We start from the raw sequence: 17,516 nt of genomic DNA on the forward strand, positions 1-17,516 counted from the left end.
TCCGGACTCGATCCGGAATCCATTTTTCCAGCGCTGCGCGAATGGACCCCGGATCAAGTCCGGAGTGACGAGACAAGGAAGGACAACTTCCGGTCGCCAGCCGACGATCAAGAAAACATTGCACGCCCTTCCGTCCCGCCCCACCTTCCGCCTATGCCTCTCCCCGCGCCCTTCCACGACTGGTTCGCCGCGCGCGGGTGGCGGCTCAGGCAGCATCAGGCCGCGATGCTGGCGGCTGAGCAGCGCGGCGAGAGCGCGCTGCTCGTTGCCGCGACGGGGGCGGGCAAGACCTTGTCGGGGTTCCTGCCGAGCCTTGTCGACCTGGCCGCGAACCCGACGGACCGGCTGCACACGCTCTATGTGTCGCCGCTGAAGGCGCTCGCCGCCGACGTCGAGCGCAACCTCACCGCGCCGATTGCGGAGATGGGCCTCGACATCAGCGTCGAGAGCCGCAGCGGCGATACCTCGTCCGACAAGAAGGCGCGGCAGCGGAGCCGGCCGCCGAACATCCTGCTGACGACCCCCGAATCGCTGTCGCTGCTGCTATCCTATCCCGACAGCTTCACCATGTTCGCCGATCTGAAGACCGTGGTGATCGACGAAATCCATGCCTTCGCGCCCGGCAAGCGCGGCGATCTGCTCAGTCTGGCGCTCGCCCGGCTTCAGCACATCGCGCCCGGCCTGCGCCGCGTCGGCCTGTCGGCGACGATCGCCGATCCGGTGCAATATGCCGGCTGGCTGGCTCCCGACGCCGATGCCGGGAAGGTCACGCTGGTCGAGGGCGAGGCGGGCGCCGATCCCGACATCGCCATATTGCTGCCCGCGGGCGCGGTGCCGTGGGCGGGGCATTCGGGGCGCTGGGCGGTGCATCAGGTGATGGAGGTCGTCGCGGCGAACCGCACGACGATCATCTTCTGCAACACGCGCGGCCTCGCCGAACTGATCTTTCAGGAATTGTGGAAGGTCAACGACCTGTCGCTGCCGATCGCGATCCACCACGGCAGCCTCGACCGCGAGGCGCGCCAGCGCGCCGAAGCCGCGATGGCCGAAGGACGGCTGCGCGCGCTCGTCGCGACGTCGAGCCTCGACCTCGGGCTCGACTGGGGCGATGTCGATTGCGTGATCCAGATGGGAGCGCCCAAGGGCAGCTCGCGGCTGCTCCAGCGGATCGGGCGCGCGAACCACCGGCTCGACGAGCCGAGCCGGGCGCTGATCGTTCCCGGCAACCGCTTCGAATATCTGGAGGCGCGCGCCGCGCTCGACGCGGTCGAGGCGGGCGAGCGCGACGCCGACCGCTTCCGCCCCGGCGCGCTCGACGTGCTCGCGCAGCATGTGATGGCGCTCGCCTGCGCGGCGCCGTTCAGGGAGGAGGTGCTGCTGGGCGAGATCCGCAGCGCGGCGCCCTATCGCTGGGTCGATGCCGGGACCTTCGGCCGCCTGCTCGGTTTCGTGCGCGACGGCGGCTATGCGCTCAAAAGCTACGACCGGTTCCGGCGTCTGGCGCCCGACGGCCACGGCGGCTGGCGGATCGCGCATCCGAAGCTCGCGGCGCAGCACCGGCTCAACGCCGGGATCATCGTCGATGCGCCGACGCTCGATGTGCGCTTCAGGAACGGGCGCCGATTGGGCAGCGTCGAGGAATATTTCGCGAGCACGCTGGTGACCGGGGACACCTTTGCCTTCGCAGGCCTGAGCCTCGAGGTAGAGAGCATCCGCGACACCGACCTGATCGTGCGGGCGACGACGCGGCCCGCGCGCATTCCCTCCTATGTCGGCGCGCGCATGGCGCTGTCGACGCGGCTCGCCGACCGCGTGCGCGGCTTCCTCGCCGATCCGGCAAGCTGGCGGCGTTTTCCCGAGGATGTGCGCTTCTGGCTGGAGATGCAGCAATTGCGGTCGGTGCTGCCGCGCCCCGGCGAGCTGCTCGTCGAGACCTTCCCGCACGAGGGGCATCATTATCTGGTCTGCTACCCCTTCGAGGGGTGGAACGCGCATCAGTCGCTCGGCATGCTGATCACCAAGCGGATGGAGCGCGCGGGGCTGCAGCCGCTGGGTTTCGTCGCGTCGGACTATGCGCTCGCCATCTGGTCGCTGCGCCCGGTCCTGCATCCCGAAAATCTGTTCGATGCCGAAATATTGTCCGAAGAATTCGTCGAATGGGTCGAAAATTCGCACCTGCTGAAGCGCGCCTTTCGCGAGGTCGCGGTGATCGGCGGCCTCATCGAACGCCAGCATCCGGGCAAGCGCAAGACGGGCAAGCAGGTCACTTTCTCGACCGACCTGATCTTCGACGTGCTGCGCAAATATGAGCCCGACCATCTGCTGCTCGAGGCCGCCTGGGCCGACGCGCGCGAGCGGCTGACCGACGTCGCGCGGCTCGGCGACCTGCTCGACCGCGCGGCCGGGACGATGGTGCACCAGCGGCTCGACCGGATCAGCCCGCTCGCGATCCCGGTGCTGGTGCTGATCGGGCGCGAGAATGTCGCGGCATCGGACCTCGACGACGCGCTGCTTGGCGAACTGGCCGATACGCTGGCCGAGGCGGCGATGCGCGCCGATTAGCGCCCCGATCCGGCCCGGTATCGTAACCGGCGTTTCGCTTGCCGCGAAAGACGAGGAGGCGTAGATTGGCGCAAAATATAGCGAGGATGCCTGCGATGACCCATGTTTCGAAGCGGTCCGTCCCTTGGGCGCTTTTGCTCGCCGCGCCGTTGCTGGCCGGCGCATCGCCCGCCCCGGCCGAGCCGGCCGCCGCACCCGCGGTGCCGCCCGGCACGACGATCGATCCGCCGGTCGTGGTGACCCCGATCGTCCAGCCCTTCGACCTCGACGCGACGCGGCGGATGGCGGTGCAGGTCATGGTCGGCGGTCAGGGGCCCTTTTCCTTCCTCGTCGACACCGGCGCCGAGCGCACGGTGATCGCGCGCGAACTCGCCGAGCGGCTGAAGCTGGTCGAGGGCGAGAAGCTGCGCCTCGCGACGATCGGCGGGTCCGCGACGGTGGCGAGCTACCGCATCGCCGCGCTGCAGATGGCCGACCTTCATCTTGCCGCCGTCGATGCGCCCGCCTTTTCGGGGCGCCACATCGGCGCCGCCGGGCTGATCGGCGTCGACATGCTCGAGGAACGGCGAATCCTGATCGATTTCCGCAAGCAGAGCATGCAGATTCTCGAAACGCGCAAGCAGTCGCGGCCGCTCATCCGCGACGATGATGCGATCGTCGTGATGGCGCGCAACTCGGCCGGGCGGCTGATCCTGTCCGACGCGCGGCTCGACGGAAAGCGGATCGACGTGATCGTCGACACCGGCGCGCAGACCAGCGTCGGCAACCTTGCCCTGCAAAAGCTGGTGATGAGCCGCCGCGCGAACCGGCTGCCGCTGATCGAGTCGACCCTCGACGCGGTGTCGGGCGAGGCGGTGCCGGCGTTGCGCACGGCGATCAAGCGGATCGTGATCACCGGCATGGACGTCAACGACCTGCCGGTAAGCTTCGCCGACAGCCAGGCCTTTCGCGCGCTCGGGCTGGAGGACCGGCCCGCGCTGCTGCTGGGGATGGACAGCCTCGCGCTGTTCGACCGGGTCGAGATCGACTTCCCGAACAAGCGCGTCGTCTTCGATCTGCCCGACGGCGCGAGCCGCGACACGAAACTCCGCCTTGCCGCGAATATGGCGGTGCGCGGAAGCTAACCGCGGACTGGGGAGTTGCCCGCGGGCGCCAGCGGCGCCATAGCGGGGCGATGTCCGTCGCCTTCGATTTTGCTGGCCACAGCTTTCGGATGCTCGCCGATCGCGCGCTGTTCTGGCCGCGGCACGGCGCGCTGGTCGTCGCCGACCTGCACCTCGAAAAGGCGAGCTGGTACGCCGCGCACGGCCAGCCGCTGCCCCCTTATGACAGCCACGACACGCTCGACCGGCTGGCAAGGCTGGTCGCCGACACCGGCGCGCGCCAGCTGTGGTGCCTTGGCGACAGTTTCCACGACCGCGACGCCGCCGCGCGCATCGCGCCCGCGGTCGCCGGGCGGCTGCTGAACCATGCCGCGGCGACGAAGCTCGTGTGGATCGCGGGCAATCACGACGGCCTTTCGGGCGGCGCGTGGGGCGGCGAGGTCGCCGACGAACTGGAGAGAGACGGGATCGTGTTTCGCCACCAGAGCGAGGCGCAGGAAAGCCGGCCCGAAATCTCGGGGCATTTCCACCCCAAACTGCGGCTGAGCCTGCGCGGGCGCCCCGTGTCGCGCCCCTGTTTTGCAGGCGATGCGCAGCGATTGATCCTGCCCGCCTTCGGCAGCCTGACCGGCGGCCTTGCGGCCGAAGATTCTGCAATCGCCCGCAATTTCACCGGACCCTATCGGGCGATGCTCGTCGCACGCGGACGCTTGCTGTCGATTCCATGCCGCGGCGTGGGCGACAATGACGTTACGGAAAGCCGGATCGCCGCGCGCCGCTGACCCGTCCGGCGTGTGGCGCACCGCTGCCCCGCCTGTGGCCAAAAAGCATCACCCCCCGAAAAACGACGCAAATGCAGGCCTCCGGCTGGATCGGCGGATCAATTTCGATATGTTCGGCAGGCAACAAAAATAATGAAATGTTGAGAGGAGTGCCCGTTATGACAACTTCTTCCCTTCGTGCCGCGCGCCTTTTGCGCAGCAGCGCGCTTGGCGTATCGATCGCCGTAGCCGCCGTTTCGGTCCCCGCCTTTGCGCAGGATGCCGCCGACACCACCGACGACAGCGCCGACGCGCCGATCGTCGTCACGGCGCAGGGCCGCGCCCAGCTGCTGTCCGACGTGCCGGTCGCGATTTCGGCGGTCAGCGCCGAAACGCTGCAGAACAGCGGCGCGAACGACATCCGCCAGCTGAACCAGGTCGCCCCGTCGCTGCTCGTCTCCTCGACCGGTTCGGAAGCGAACGGCTCGGCGCGTATCCGCGGCATCGGCACGGTCGGCGACAACCCCGGCCTCGAAAGCTCGGTTCCGGTGTTCATCGACGGCGTCTATCGCTCGCGGTCCGGGATCGGCCTCAACGAACTCGGCGAAATCGACCGCATCGAGGTGCAGCGCGGCCCGCAGGGCACGCTCGGCGGCCGCAACTCGTCGGCGGGCCTGATCAGCATCTATTCGAAGAAGCCCGACTTCAACTTCGGCGCCAATGGCGAGATCACCTATGGCAATTATGACTATTGGCGCCTCGCCGGCAGCGTCACCGGCCCGATCGGCGACACGCTCGCCGCGCGCCTCGACGGCGTGTGGGTGAAGCGCGACGGCTTCTACAATGACACCAACAACAATCGCGACGTCAACAACCGCGACCGCTATTTCCTGCGCGGCCAGCTGTTGTTCGAGCCGACCGACGCGCTGTCGGTCCGGCTGATCGCCGACTATACCTATCGCGACGAGGAATGCTGCGCGGCGACCTATGTCAGTTCGTCGGTCAATCCGTACATCGGCAACCTCAACAATCCCGGCGTGCCCGCAAGCGCGACGACGAACAATATCGTGCGCGTGCTCGCCGACCTCGGCCAGCCGCTGGCGGCGTTCAACCAGGGCTATAGCCGCAATATCTCGGTCACCCCGGGACGCAGCTTTGCCGGCAAGACGAAAGACTACGGCTTCTCGGGCCAGATCGACTATGATCTCGGCGGCGCGACGCTGACCTCGATCACCGCCTACCGCGAATATCGCTCCGGCCAGGCGGGCGACGTCGACTATAATGCGGTCGACATCCTCTATCGCGCCCCGAGCGACGACGCCTATCGCCAGTTCCACACCTTCACCCAGGAGCTGCGCCTGCAGGGCGAGGCGTTCGACGGCAAGCTCGACTGGCTGGTCGGCGGCTTCTATGCCAACGAAAAGCTGCGCGTGCGCGACAACCTGCGCTTCGGCAGCCAATATGGCCGCTTCGCGAACTGCCGCATCATCTCGGGCGGCGGCCTCGCCGGCCTCTATTCGCCCACCAACCCGCTCTGCGTTGTTCCGGGCGTCGGACCCGCGACGATCGCAGGCGCCAGCGGCGCATCGGGGCCCGACATTCTCGCCGCCTTCACCGCGCTCGACGGTCTCAACGACCGCGGCAGCATCAACGACGTCTATCGTCAGAATGGCGAGAATTGGGCGCTCTTCACGCACAATATCTTCCACATCACCGACACGCTCGATTTCACGTTCGGGCTGCGGTACACGAACGACAAGAAGAAGTTCTCGGCGACCTTCACCAACGACAACACGGTTTGCACCACGGTGCAGGGACTCGTTCTCGACGATCTGTCGAGCACGAACGCGACCGCGCGCGCGCTCGCCGGCGCCCTCATCGGCCTCAGCTGCCAAGGCAATTCGACCGCCGAACTCAACAATGTGTCGATCAACGACAAGCGGAGCGAGGACGAATTCACCGGCACGGCTATCCTGTCGTTCAAGCCGGTCGACGACCTGATGGTCTATGCGAGCTACTCGCGCGGCTACAAGGCAGGTGGCTTCAACCTCGACGGGTCGGCGCTGAAGTCCCCGATCCTGCCGTTCGCGGCCACCCCGGGCGGCGCGCAATCGCTGGTCGGCAACCTGCAGTTCGATCCGGAAACGGTGAACAGCTACGAGCTGGGCGCCAAATATTCGAGCGGTCCGTTCAGCGCCGGGCTGACCTTCTTCCGGTCGGACTTCTCGAGCTTCCAGCTCAATACGTTCAACGGCACGGTCTTCCTCGTCCAGAACATCAACGGCTGTTCGAGCAGCCTGAACGGCGGCGACCGCGACCAAAGCAAGTTCACCGGCGCACCGAACTATAATGCGGCGGCGGCGACCACGGGCGCCTGCCCGTCGGACGACGTCGGTTACGGTGTGCGCTCGCAGGGCTTCGAGCTCGAAGCCTCGCTGGTCCCCGCGCGCAGCTTCCGCATGACCGCGGGGCTGACCTATGCCCGCACCAAATATCGCGGCAATCTGGTCGGTAATGATTCGGGCGCTCCGCTCGATCAGGCGCTGCGCCTGCTTCCCGGCAACAACCTGTCGAACGCGCCCGAACTGGTCGCGACGAGCAGCATCGCCTGGACCCCCGATATCGGCAGCAGCGGGCTCACCGGCCTCGTCTATATCGATGGCCGCATGACCAGCGACTATAACACCGGTTCCGACCTGTTCCCGCAGAAGGAACAGAATGGCTATGCGATCTTCAACGCCCGCATCGGCCTGCGCGGTCCCGACGAGAAATGGGGCATCGAATTCTGGGGCCAGAATATCTTCAACAAGCAATATGCCCAGGTGGCGTTCAACTCGCCGTTCCAGGAAGGCGGCACGTCGACCGGCACCGCCTTCGCCGACCCGCAATATCCGGGCGGCCGCCAGCTCTTCTCGCAGTTCCTTGCCGAGCCGCGGACCTATGGCGTGACGCTGCGCGGCAAATTCTGATCGCGTAGGCAGGGTTACGGGAACCGCCCGCTCGCTTGCGCGAACGGGCGGTTTCTTTTTGTCCCACGCGAAGCCGCGAAGATCACGATTCCGGGCCGACAGGCCCCTTATATGATCATCGTCGCGCCCCCCGCGACACGGCGGAAAAGAGCCGCTTTGCGGCCGACACCATCTCTTCGCGTCTTCGTGTGAAACAGTCAGCGCGCCCGCGCAGCCTGATGCGCGATGTCGGTCATCAGCTTGCGGAACAGCACCGCGCCCGCGGTGCCCGAGGATTTGAGCGCGCGCTCGCAATCGAGCAGCCGCGTCATCAGCCGCGCGACGCGGACCGAATCCCAGATGTGGAGCTGCGCGGTCACCGCGTCGCGTTCTTTCCAGAAGACGCCGCTGCTCTTCGCCGCGACGACGGTCGCGGGGTGGGCTCCGGCATCAACCTCTGCCCGCAGCCGCGCGAGCTGCATCGCGCGGATGCCGAGCGCGCGGATGATGCGGATCTCGGCGACGCCGACCGCCGCCGCGGTGCTCAGCATCTCGGGCAGGTCGCGCACCTTGCCGCCGAGCGCGACGTTGATGCATTCGCTGACATCTTCCTCGTGCGTCGCGGCACCGAGCGCGGCGATGTCGGCGGGTGTCACCTGCCGCTGCCGGTCGGGCGCGGCGTCGAGGTAGAGCGCGATCTTCTCGATCTCGCGGCGCATCAGCGCCTGGTCGCCCGAGACGAGGTCGACGAGCAATTGCGCCTCGGCATTGGCGAGCCGCAGCCCCTGTTCCTGCGCCGCGGCCATCGCGATGCCGACGAGCGCGCGGCGGTCGGGCTGGTAGCAGATCGCCGCCACCGCATGGTCCGACCCTTCGACCAGTTTGACGAGCTTCGACTTAGCGGTGACCGACGCGCCGGTCGCGATCACCGGGTTGATGACGGTGTCGGCCGCGAGCAGCGCCTCGACCGCGGCGAGACTGTCGTCGCCGTTGCCCGGGATTTCGAGCCGGATCACGCGTGCGGGCGAAAAGAGCGACATCGACGCCGCCTCGGCGGCGAGCAGCGACGGATCCTGCGACAGCTGCGCGCCGGTAAGGTCCAGCCGTTCGGCGTCCTTGCCGGCCAGCCCGATCAGATGCTGCGCGACCGCGCCCATCGTCGCCTCGTCGGGCCCGGTGAGGAGCGCGAAGCGAACCGCGGGATCGAGGCGGGTCTGGCGTTCGAAGTCGGCGGGCTTGACGCTCTTCACGAGCCTAGCCGCCAGGCGCCGCCGGCGGGTCGGCGGACTCGCCGCCGCCACGGTTCGCGAACACCGCGAGCCGTGCGACGATCTGGTCGGCGACGCCCGAGGCGAGCCGTTCGAGCGCGGTCGATTCGGCGGCGATCGTTGCATATTCGCTGCCGACGACGTCGATCCCGGCGTCCTGCGCCGCGGTCGCGTCGAGCAACACCTCGCCCGACGCGGCGTTGACGAGCTGGTAGCGCGCGCGCAGCGTCCGCCGCTCGCGCGTCACGGCATCGTCGGCGCGGACGCCGAAGCCGGTAATCGAATCCTCGAGCCGCACGTCGAGCCGCAGCCGTTTGCCCGCGCCATGCCCGGCCTGCGTCGCCTGCAACCGGTCGCGGAGCGCGTTACGGACCAGCCAGCCCGAATGCCCCTCGATCGGCGCGACGTCGACGTCGGCGAGCACCTGCGCCACCGCACCCTTGCTGCCGTTCGCATAGAGCGGGCGCAGGCCGCAGCCGCCGAGCGCCAGCGAGGCGGCAACAAGCGAGGAGACGAGAAGACTACGCATCTTAAGCACCAGTAACCCTTATTCCGTTCGTGTCGAGCGAAGTCGAGACACCCGGAAGGCAAGCCCGAACGATGGGCATCTCGACTTCGCTCGATGCGAACGGAGATGGAGATGCCAGCCCTTACGGAACGATATTCACCAAACGGTCGGGGACCACAATCACCTTCTTCGGCGCGGCCCCGCCAAGCAGTTCGACGATGCGCGGGCGCGCGAGCGCCGCGGCTTCGGCGGCGCCCTTGTCGATCCCCTTCGCAAGCGTCATCGTGTCGCGCAGCTTGCCCGCGACCTGGATCGCGATCGTCACCTCGTCGTCGACGAGCAGCGCGGGATCGGCGACCGGCCATGCGGCGTCGGCGATCATCGCGGTCGTGCGCTGGCCTTCCGGCAGCGCCGCCCACGCCTCTTCGGCAAGGTGCGGCATCATCGGCGCGACGAGCAGGATCAGCGTCCGGCACGCCTCGGCGCGGGTCGCCGACGGCGGCGCCTTTTCGATCTCGTTCGCGAGCGCGTGGATCTTTGCGACCGCCTTGTTGAAACCCAGCGCCTCGATATCGGCCGCAACCCCCGCGATCGCCTGATGCAGCTTGCGCGCAAGTGCCCGGTCCTCGCCGCCGTCACCGGCATTTTCGGTCTCGCCAAAGATCCGCCACAGGCGCTGGACGAAGCGCCACGCGCCCTCGATCCCGGCCTCGCTCCACGGCAGGTCGCGCTCGGGCGGGCTGTCGGAGAGCATGAACCAGCGCGCGGCGTCGGCGCCGTACTGGTCGAGGATGGCGTCGGGATCGACGACATTCTTTTTCGACTTCGACATCTTGATCACGCGGCCGACATCGACCGGAGCGCCATCGGCCGCCAGCGTCGCGCCGTCGGCGGTGCGGACGATCTCGTCGGGGGTGAAGAAGACCGGCGCATGGCCCTCGCCCTGGTCGCGGCTATAGGTTTCGTGCGTCACCATCCCCTGCGTGAACAGGCTGGCGAAGGGTTCCTCGATGTCGATCATCCCCAGCTTGTTCAGCGCGCGGGTCCAGAAGCGCGCGTAGAGCAGATGCAGAATCGCATGTTCGATGCCGCCGATATACTGGTCGACCGGCAGCCAGCGGCGGATGACGTCGGGATCGAACGGCTTGTCCGCGGGCGCCGAGGCGAAGCGCAGGAAATACCAGCTCGAATCGACGAAAGTGTCGAGCGTGTCGGTCTCGCGCACCGCGTCGCCGCCGCAGCTCGGACAGGCGACATGCTTCCACGTCGGATGGCGGTCCAGGGGGTTGCCGGGGACCGAGAAATCGGCGTCCTCGGGCAGCACGACGGGAAGCTGGCTCTTCGGCACCGGCACCAGCCCGCACGCGTCGCAATGGATGAACGGGATCGGGGTGCCCCAGTAGCGCTGGCGCGAGACGCCCCAGTCGCGCAGGCGCCACACGGTCGTGCCCTTGCCCCAGCCCTCATGCTCGGCGCGCGCGATGATCGCGGCCTTGGCTTCCTCGATCGTCATGCCGTCGAGGAAATGGCTGTTCACCAGCTTGCCGGGACCAACATAGGCCTCGTCGCCGTGGAAAACCTGTCCGGTCTCGTCGCCGTCGGCAATCACGCGGTGGACGGGCAGGCCATATTTGCGCGAGAAATCAAGGTCGCGCTGGTCGTGCGCCGGGCAGCCGAAGATCGCGCCGGTGCCATAATCCATCAGCACATAGTTCACGACCCAAACCGGCAAATGCCAGTTCGGATCGAGGGGGTGTTCGACCGACAAGCCGGTGTCGAAGCCCATCTTCTCGGCGGTGTCGAGCTGTTCGGCGGCGGTGCCCTGACGCCGGCACTCCTCGATGAACGCCGCCAGTTCGGGCGAATCCTTCGCGAGGCGCTCGGCGAGCGGATGGTCGGGCGAGATCGCTGCGAAGCTCGCGCCATAGAGCGTGTCGGGGCGCGTCGTGAAGACGTCGAAGCCCGGCGCGCCGCCGGCCATGCGGAAGCTGAATTCGAGCCCCTGCGACTTGCCGATCCAGTTTTCCTGCATCAGCCGCACCTTGTCGGGCCACTGGTCGAGACCCTTCAGCCCTTCGAGCAATTCGTCGGCGAAGTCGGTGATCTTGAGGAACCACTGCGACAATTTCTTCTTTTCAACCAGCGCGCCCGAGCGCCAGCCGCGCCCGTCGATCACCTGCTCGTTCGCGAGCACGGTCATGTCGACGGGATCCCAGTTGACGTAGCTTTCCTTGCGCGTGACGAGCCCCGCCGCGTGCATGTCGAGGAACAGCGCCTGTTCCTGCCCGTAATAGTCGGGTTCGCAGGTCGCGAGCTCGCGGCTCCAGTCGATCGCGAGGCCGAGGCGCTTCAGCTGCGCGCGCATCGACGCGATATTGTCGCGCGTCCAGCCGCCCGGCGCGACGCCCTTTTCCATCGCAGCATTTTCCGCGGGCATGCCGAACGCATCCCAGCCCATCGGGTGAAGGACGTCGTGGCCGGTCATCCGCTTGAAGCGCGCGAGCACGTCGCCCATCGCATAATTGCGGACATGCCCCATATGGATGCGCCCCGAGGGATAGGGGAACATCTCGAGGATATAGGCCTTCGGCTTGGCGGCCCCATCGGCATTCTGGGAGTCGGTGGTGACAAAGCTGTTCGCGGCGTCCCAGGCGGCCTGCCAGCGGGCATCGGCGGCGAGAGCGCCAAAGCGCGTTTCGCGGGTCATTGGTCAGTTACCCCGTTGATACGATCAAACATGGACGTCATCCCGGCGGAAGCCGGGATCTCGCCGGTGCGTCAGAACGCGAGGGTGAGATCCCGGCCTTCGCCGGGATGACGAAAACTGCGTCAGCCTTCGATGGCCGAGCGGCGGAGGTCGCGGGCGCGGGTGAGGATGATTTCCTCGAGCTTCTGCACCGTCGCCGCCTGCACCGGCGCGTCGACCCAGGCGCCGCCCTGCGACACCTGGCGCGACGCCGCGACACGCAGCGCATCGGCGCGCAGGTCGCGGTCGAGGATCGACACCGTCACCTTCATGCGCTCGCCCGGGTTCGACGGATTCGCGTACCAGTCGGTGATGATCACCCCGCCCGACGAGTCGGCCTGGAGCAGCGGCATGAAAGAGAGCGCGTCGAGCGACGCGCGCCACAGATAGGAGTTCACGCCGATCGTCGTCACCTGCGACGCGGCGAGGTCGGCCTTCGGCTTTTCCTTGCCGGCGCAGGCCGACAGGCCGAGCGCGGCGAGCCCGAGCAGCGCCAGCGCAGCCGGACGACGGCCGAACGTGGCAGGGACGGGAAGCTGGAACATGCCGGAACACCTTATATTTGGGCGTCGCCTGCCCGATCGGGGCACGGACGCGTGCGGAATTTGCAAGCGTCTCTATCGCCCTTGTTCCCGGGCCGCAAGCGCGGCAATCGCCTCTTTTCCGCCGTTCATCGCGCGGTCATCAACGCGTCGCACTGTGGTGTCAACGCAACAGCTTCGGCGAAAAGCCGGAACGGCGGGATCATTCGTTCGCGAATCACTGGAATTTTCGGGGCCGCAGGCCTATCTGGGGATTCGATTGGGGTTGGAGTCGCAGTCTAATGGCGCGGAAATCGCGACATCTCTGGAAGTCCGGGCTGGTCGCCGCTGCGGCGATTTCGGTCGCGCTTCCGCCTGCGCTCGCGGCGATGACCCGCGCCGACCGCATCCGCGACACCCAGCTGTCGGAAACGCTGCTCGGCCAGTTCACCCCGGCATCGGGCGATCCGCGCCTGATCGCGCGCTACGCCAAAATGTCGGCCGAAGCGCGCAGCAGCTTCAGCTTCACCCCTGCCTTGACCGACGAGGGCCGCCGGAACCGGGCGATCACCGTCGTGATCCGCAGCCGCGACGACACGTCGAGCGCCGCGCGCACCGCCGCGCTGACCGCCGGCCGCGCCAAGGCGCCGATCACGGTCGCGCCCGTCGCCTATGACCTTGGCGCGTCGGTCGGCTTCCAGAAATTCGTCACCCCGGCGCTGCCGCGCGGCATCGACCTCAAAAATCTGCCGGTCGCGCGCGAACCCGAACAGCTCGCCGAAAAGAAATCGCGCTTCGCAACACGCGTCCTCAGCCGGCCGAGCGATCCCGCCGGCGCGACCGACCGCGTCACCGCGCCCGGCGACGACCAGAATGTCGATGTCGTCAGCAGCTATCGCCTGACGAAGAATATCGATGTGACGGCCGGCGTCCGCTATCGCACCGACGACCGCGCGCAGCCGCTGACCGACGCGCGCCGCGACAGCCAGGCGGTCTATGTCGGCACAGCCTTCCGCTTCTGACCTGTCCGGCGTTTCGCCGCTTTGTGATCCCACGCATCGATTGCTGCCCAGCCGGGTTTGATGCCGCTTGCGCGCTGGAGCGCGCGCGCCCGCGCGGATGTCAGCCCGCCGAGCGCGATGGCTTTCCCGCCCGCGAGCCGCGCCAGTCGCAGCCATTGGGCGCGGCCCAGCGCGGGGGCGCCGGGGTGCGAGCGCGTCGGGTGGAGCGGAGAAATGAAGGCCCCGTGCGCGGCCGCGCGCCGCGCCGCGCGCGCCTCGCCCGCGTCGTGAACCGGCATGGTGACGACCAGACCGAGGCGATGCGCCTGCCGCGCGCGCGCGGCCATCGGCTGGCGGAGATGGACGCCATCGGCGCCCCACCGGCGTGCCAGCGCGGGCGATCCCGCGAGCAGGACCATCAGCTTGCGGGTCCGTGCAATGCGCAGGAGCCGCCGGACCAGCCGCCAGCGCAATCGCGCCGGCAGCGCGTCGTGGCGCACGACGATGCCGCTGCCCGGCGGCACGATCGCTGCCAGCGCGCGCATCCCGGCCGCAAGCCGCTCGTCGCTGAACAGCCATATCGCAGGCAGGTTTCGGGAGCAGGAGGGGTGGCGTCCGACCATCGCCCTTCCTATAGGCGCGTCGCGGGCGCGCGCAACGCGCCGATCGAGGATCAAATATGAGCGACGCTGCTGAAAGGCTGGCCGAAGTAAGGGCGAATATCGCGGGTGCGGCGAAGCGCGCGCAGCGCGAGCCCGCCGGGATCGAACTGATCGCGGTGTCGAAGACGCACGAGGCCGCGGCGATCCGCCCGCTGATCGCCGCGGGCCAGCATCATTTCGGCGAGAATCGCGTGCAGGAAGCGGCGGCCAAATGGCCCGCGCTGCGCGCCGAGACCCCCGGGATCGTGCTGCACCTGATCGGCCAGCTCCAGTCGAACAAGGCCGAGGAAGCGGTGGCGCTGTTCGACGCGATCCATTCGGTCGACCGCTCGTCGCTGGTGCAGGCGCTTGCCAAGGCCTGCGCCAAGGCGGGCAAGCAGCCGCAGCTCTTCGTGCAGGTCAATATCGGCGACGAGGAGCAGAAGGGCGGCTGCGCCGTTGCCGCCCTGCCCGCCTTGCTCGCGGAGGCGCGCGACGCGGGGCTCAAGATCGACGGCCTGATGGCGATCCCGCCCGCAACGCAAGAACCCGCGCCCTATTTCGCATTGCTCGACGAGCTTGCCGAACGCCACGGCCTGGCGCTGCGCTCGATGGGGATGAGCGGCGATTATGAAACCGCGGTGATGCTGGGCGCGACGCATGTCCGCGTCGGCACGGCGCTGTTCGGCGCGCGTTGAGGTTGGCGCGAATCGGCCGGAACCTAGCATATCTTTCATCGTAATCCCGGACTCGATCCGGGAACCAATCCTTCAGCGCTGCGTGAATGGACCCCGGGTCAAGCCCGGGGGTAACGAACGAAGAAAACGACGGCTTTCTACCCCAAAACCGCCTTTCAAGTGCATATCGACAACGCCCCCAGGCTGTATTATACAAACAATACAGTTCGGAGTGCCGATGCCGCGTGCCTTAGAAAATCCCCGACGCCAGCCCCTCCGCCAATGCGGCGCCAAGATTGCGCGCTTCGGCGAGGTGGTTCGCGGGGATCGTCTTGGGCGCGAGGATGGCTTCGGGCGTCTGCGCATCGGTGTTCACGATCACCGGATCGGCGACGCGCCTCAGCCGCCAGCCGGTCGCGATGCGGTCGAGCTGGCGCTGGGCGCCCGCGCCGTCCGAGCCCGCGCAGATGATCGTCGCATAGGGGCGCCCTTCGAGCCTGCCGAGGCAGGGATAATAGCAACGGTCGAACATCTCCTTCATCGCGCCCGACAGTGCCGCAAGATTTTCTGGCCCGACAAACAGGTAACCGCCCGCCGCGAGCAGATCGTCGGGCGCAACCTCGTCCGCCGCGAGCAGCCGCGCGCTCCCCGCCCCATCGGCGGCCGCGCGCGCAAGCGCTTCGCTGCCGCCGGTGCGGCTGTGCCAGGCGATCAGCAGGTGCGGCGCGTCGGCCATGCCGCGATGCTTGCCAAGCCCCGCGGCGCGGCGCAAGCTGCCCCGAAACAGGGGAGGATAACATGCGCCGACTGACCGCCGCGCTGCTTGCCAGCTCGATACCGTTCGCCGCGATCGCGCAGGATGCCGCGAGCGACGCCACGCGCACCGCGCAGGCCGAAATCGCCAGGCGCCTGCCGCTCGACGACCCGCGCGACGAAGCCAATGTGCGGCGCGGCAAGCTTGCCGAGATTCCGGGCGGGGTGATTCTCGACAAGCAAGGCAAGACGGTGTGGGACCGGCGGCCCTATGAATTTCTGCAATCGAAGGACGCGCCCGACACGGTGAACCCGTCGCTGTGGCGGCAGGCGCGGCTCGACGCGGTGCACGGATTGTTCGAGGTGGTGCCGGGGAGGATCTGGCAGATCCGCGGCTACGACCTGTCGGTGATGACGATCATCCGCGGCAAGAGCGGCTGGATCGTCGTCGACCCCTTGCTGTCAGAAGAAACGGCCGCCGCGGGGTGGAAGCTGTTCGCCGAGACGGTCGAGGCGAAGGACAAGGCGCTGCCGATCAGGGCGGTGATCTTCAGCCACAGCCACAGCGACCATTTCGGCGGGGTCGGCGGGATCGTCACCCCCGAACAGGTGAAGGCGGGCAAGGTCCGCATCATCGCGCCGCACGGCTTCTCGGAAGAAGCGACATCCGAGAACGTCCTTGCCGGCACCGCGATGGGGCGGCGCGCGCTCTATATGTTCGGGTCGATCGTGCCGCCCGGCGTGCGGGGTCAGGTCGACACCGGGCTGGGGCCGAAACTGTCGTCGGGGACGATCGGCTATATGGAGCCGACCGAGACGGTGTCGGAGAAAGGCGGCACGCTGACGATCGACGGGCTGGTTTTCGAGTTCCTCGACGCGGGGGGCACCGAGGCGCCGTCGGAGTTCGTTTTCTATATCCCCGCATACAAGGCGCTGCACACGACCGAGGTCGTGACGCACACGCTGCACAATGTGCTGACGCTGCGCGGCGCACAGGTGCGCGACGCGCTGCACTGGTCGAAGGTGATCGACGCGATGCTGCTCAAATGGGGCGGCAAGGCCGAGGTCGCGATGGCGTCGCATCACTGGCCGACGTGGGGCGCGGGCGAGGTCAGCGAGTTGCTGGCGAACCAGCGCGACGCCTATCGCTATGTGCACGACCGGACCTTGTTCCTCGCCAACAAGGGCGCGACCTTGCACGAGCTTGCCGATCAGACCGCCGAGGCGCCGGTGCAGGGCAGCGATTTCGGCACGCGCGGCTATTATGGCACGCTCAACCACGACATGAAGGCGACGTACCAGCGCTATTTCGGCTGGTGGGACGGCAATCCGGCGAATTTCAACCCGTTGCCGCCCGAACAGTCGGCGCCGAAATATGTCGCGCTCGCCGGCGGCGCCGACAAATTGCTCGCCGCGGGGAGGGACGCGATCAGGGCGGGCGACTACCGCTGGGCGGCGGAACTGCTGAACAAGCTGGTGTTCGCCGAACCCGGCAACAAGGACGCGCGCGCGGCGCTCGCCTCGGCCTATGACCAGATGGGCTATCAGGCCGAGTCCGGCGCGTGGCGGAACTATTATCTTGCCGCCGCCGCGAGCCTGCGCGGCAATGCGGTCGAAAGCATTTCGGGCAACGGCCAGAGTCGCAGCTTCGTCAGCGCGATCCCGACCGGCGTCTTCTTCGACGCGCTCGCGACGCGGTTCGACGCAGCGAAGGGCGCGGCCCTCAAAGGCACCTTCCAGTTCATCCTGCCCGACAGCAAGGAGGCCGTCGCGGTGGTCGTCGGCGGCGGGGTCGAGTTTCCGCGCTATGGCGTCACCGACGCGGCGCCGACCGCGACGATCACCATCGATCGCAAGACGCTCGACGATGTGATGCTGGGGCAGGCGCAGTTCCCGGCACTGATGCAGTCGGGCGCGATCAGGATCGACGGCGACCGCATGGCGTTCCTTTCCTGGTTCGCGCTGCACCCGCCGCAGGACCCGCGCTTCAATATAGTTGTGCCCTGACACGCCAACCGACTAACGGA

13 protein-coding genes are annotated in these 17,516 nt (G+C 67.7%); 7 read left to right on the top strand and 6 right to left on the bottom strand.

The window, feature by feature from the left end:
- The first annotated feature begins 153 nt into the window (after positions 1–153).
- From J1N50_RS07275 to J1N50_RS07290, 4 genes are all read left to right on the top strand, one after another.
- Positions 154–2,562, top strand: a complete 2,409-nt coding sequence (locus J1N50_RS07275; protein ID WP_215351961.1) for a ligase-associated DNA damage response DEXH box helicase — start codon at positions 154–156, stop codon at positions 2,560–2,562.
- A 95-nt stretch (positions 2,563–2,657) separates the two neighbouring features.
- Complete coding sequence (locus tag J1N50_RS07280) at positions 2,658–3,686, top strand: aspartyl protease family protein (protein ID WP_215351963.1); 1,029 nt, start codon at positions 2,658–2,660, stop codon at positions 3,684–3,686.
- A 50-nt stretch (positions 3,687–3,736) separates the two neighbouring features.
- Positions 3,737–4,447, top strand: coding sequence for a ligase-associated DNA damage response endonuclease PdeM (gene pdeM / locus J1N50_RS07285; RefSeq protein ID WP_215351965.1), 711 nt, complete (start codon positions 3,737–3,739; stop codon positions 4,445–4,447).
- A 158-nt stretch (positions 4,448–4,605) separates the two neighbouring features.
- Entirely contained in the window at positions 4,606–7,395 is a 2,790-nt protein-coding gene (locus tag J1N50_RS07290; RefSeq protein WP_215351967.1) for a TonB-dependent receptor, read from the top strand.
- Positions 7,396–7,592: 197 nt separating this feature from the next.
- On the opposite strand, the gene holA is transcribed toward J1N50_RS07290, so the two are convergent.
- The 4 genes from holA to J1N50_RS07310 form a co-directional block, all read right to left on the bottom strand.
- Positions 7,593–8,624 carry a DNA polymerase III subunit delta gene (holA, locus tag J1N50_RS07295; protein ID WP_215351969.1) on the bottom strand — a complete coding sequence of 344 codons (1,032 nt, stop codon included), beginning with the start codon at positions 8,622–8,624 and terminating at the stop codon, positions 7,593–7,595.
- A gap of 4 nt (positions 8,625–8,628) precedes the next feature.
- Entirely contained in the window at positions 8,629–9,171 is a 543-nt protein-coding gene (lptE, locus tag J1N50_RS07300) for an LPS assembly lipoprotein LptE (RefSeq protein WP_215351971.1), read from the bottom strand.
- Between the two features lie 121 nt (positions 9,172–9,292).
- Positions 9,293–11,857, bottom strand: coding sequence for a leucine--tRNA ligase (leuS, locus tag J1N50_RS07305; protein ID WP_215351973.1), 2,565 nt, complete (start codon positions 11,855–11,857; stop codon positions 9,293–9,295).
- A gap of 122 nt (positions 11,858–11,979) precedes the next feature.
- On the bottom strand, positions 11,980–12,441 hold the full coding sequence (locus tag J1N50_RS07310) for a DUF3576 domain-containing protein (protein ID WP_204994280.1): 462 nt from the start codon (positions 12,439–12,441) through the stop codon (positions 11,980–11,982).
- A 278-nt stretch (positions 12,442–12,719) separates the two neighbouring features.
- On the opposite strand from J1N50_RS07310, the gene J1N50_RS07315 reads away from it, so the two are divergent.
- Complete coding sequence (locus tag J1N50_RS07315) at positions 12,720–13,439, top strand: hypothetical protein (protein WP_215351975.1); 720 nt, start codon at positions 12,720–12,722, stop codon at positions 13,437–13,439.
- On the opposite strand, the gene J1N50_RS07320 is transcribed toward J1N50_RS07315, so the two are convergent.
- Positions 13,412–14,041 (bottom strand): thiamine phosphate synthase, encoded by a 630-nt coding sequence (locus J1N50_RS07320; protein ID WP_215351977.1) that lies wholly within the window; start codon positions 14,039–14,041, stop codon positions 13,412–13,414. The genes J1N50_RS07315 and J1N50_RS07320 overlap by 28 nt on opposite strands.
- 56 nt (positions 14,042–14,097) lie before the next feature.
- On the opposite strand from J1N50_RS07320, the gene J1N50_RS07325 reads away from it, so the two are divergent.
- A complete protein-coding gene (locus tag J1N50_RS07325) occupies positions 14,098–14,757 on the top strand; it encodes a YggS family pyridoxal phosphate-dependent enzyme (RefSeq protein ID WP_215351979.1) in 660 nt (219 codons plus the stop codon).
- 229 nt (positions 14,758–14,986) lie between these two features.
- On the opposite strand, the gene J1N50_RS07330 is transcribed toward J1N50_RS07325, so the two are convergent.
- Positions 14,987–15,472 (bottom strand): flavodoxin family protein, encoded by a 486-nt coding sequence (locus tag J1N50_RS07330; RefSeq protein WP_215351981.1) that lies wholly within the window; start codon positions 15,470–15,472, stop codon positions 14,987–14,989.
- Between the two features lie 62 nt (positions 15,473–15,534).
- Here J1N50_RS07330 and J1N50_RS07335 point away from each other — a divergent pair, with 62 nt between their 5' ends.
- Complete coding sequence (locus tag J1N50_RS07335; protein WP_215351990.1) at positions 15,535–17,496, top strand: alkyl/aryl-sulfatase; 1,962 nt, start codon at positions 15,535–15,537, stop codon at positions 17,494–17,496.
- The last annotated feature ends 20 nt before the right edge of the window (positions 17,497–17,516 follow it).

Origin of the sequence: Sphingopyxis soli (assembly GCF_018682675.1) — a bacterium.
Taxonomy (GTDB): Bacteria; Pseudomonadota; Alphaproteobacteria; order Sphingomonadales; family Sphingomonadaceae; genus Sphingopyxis; species Sphingopyxis soli.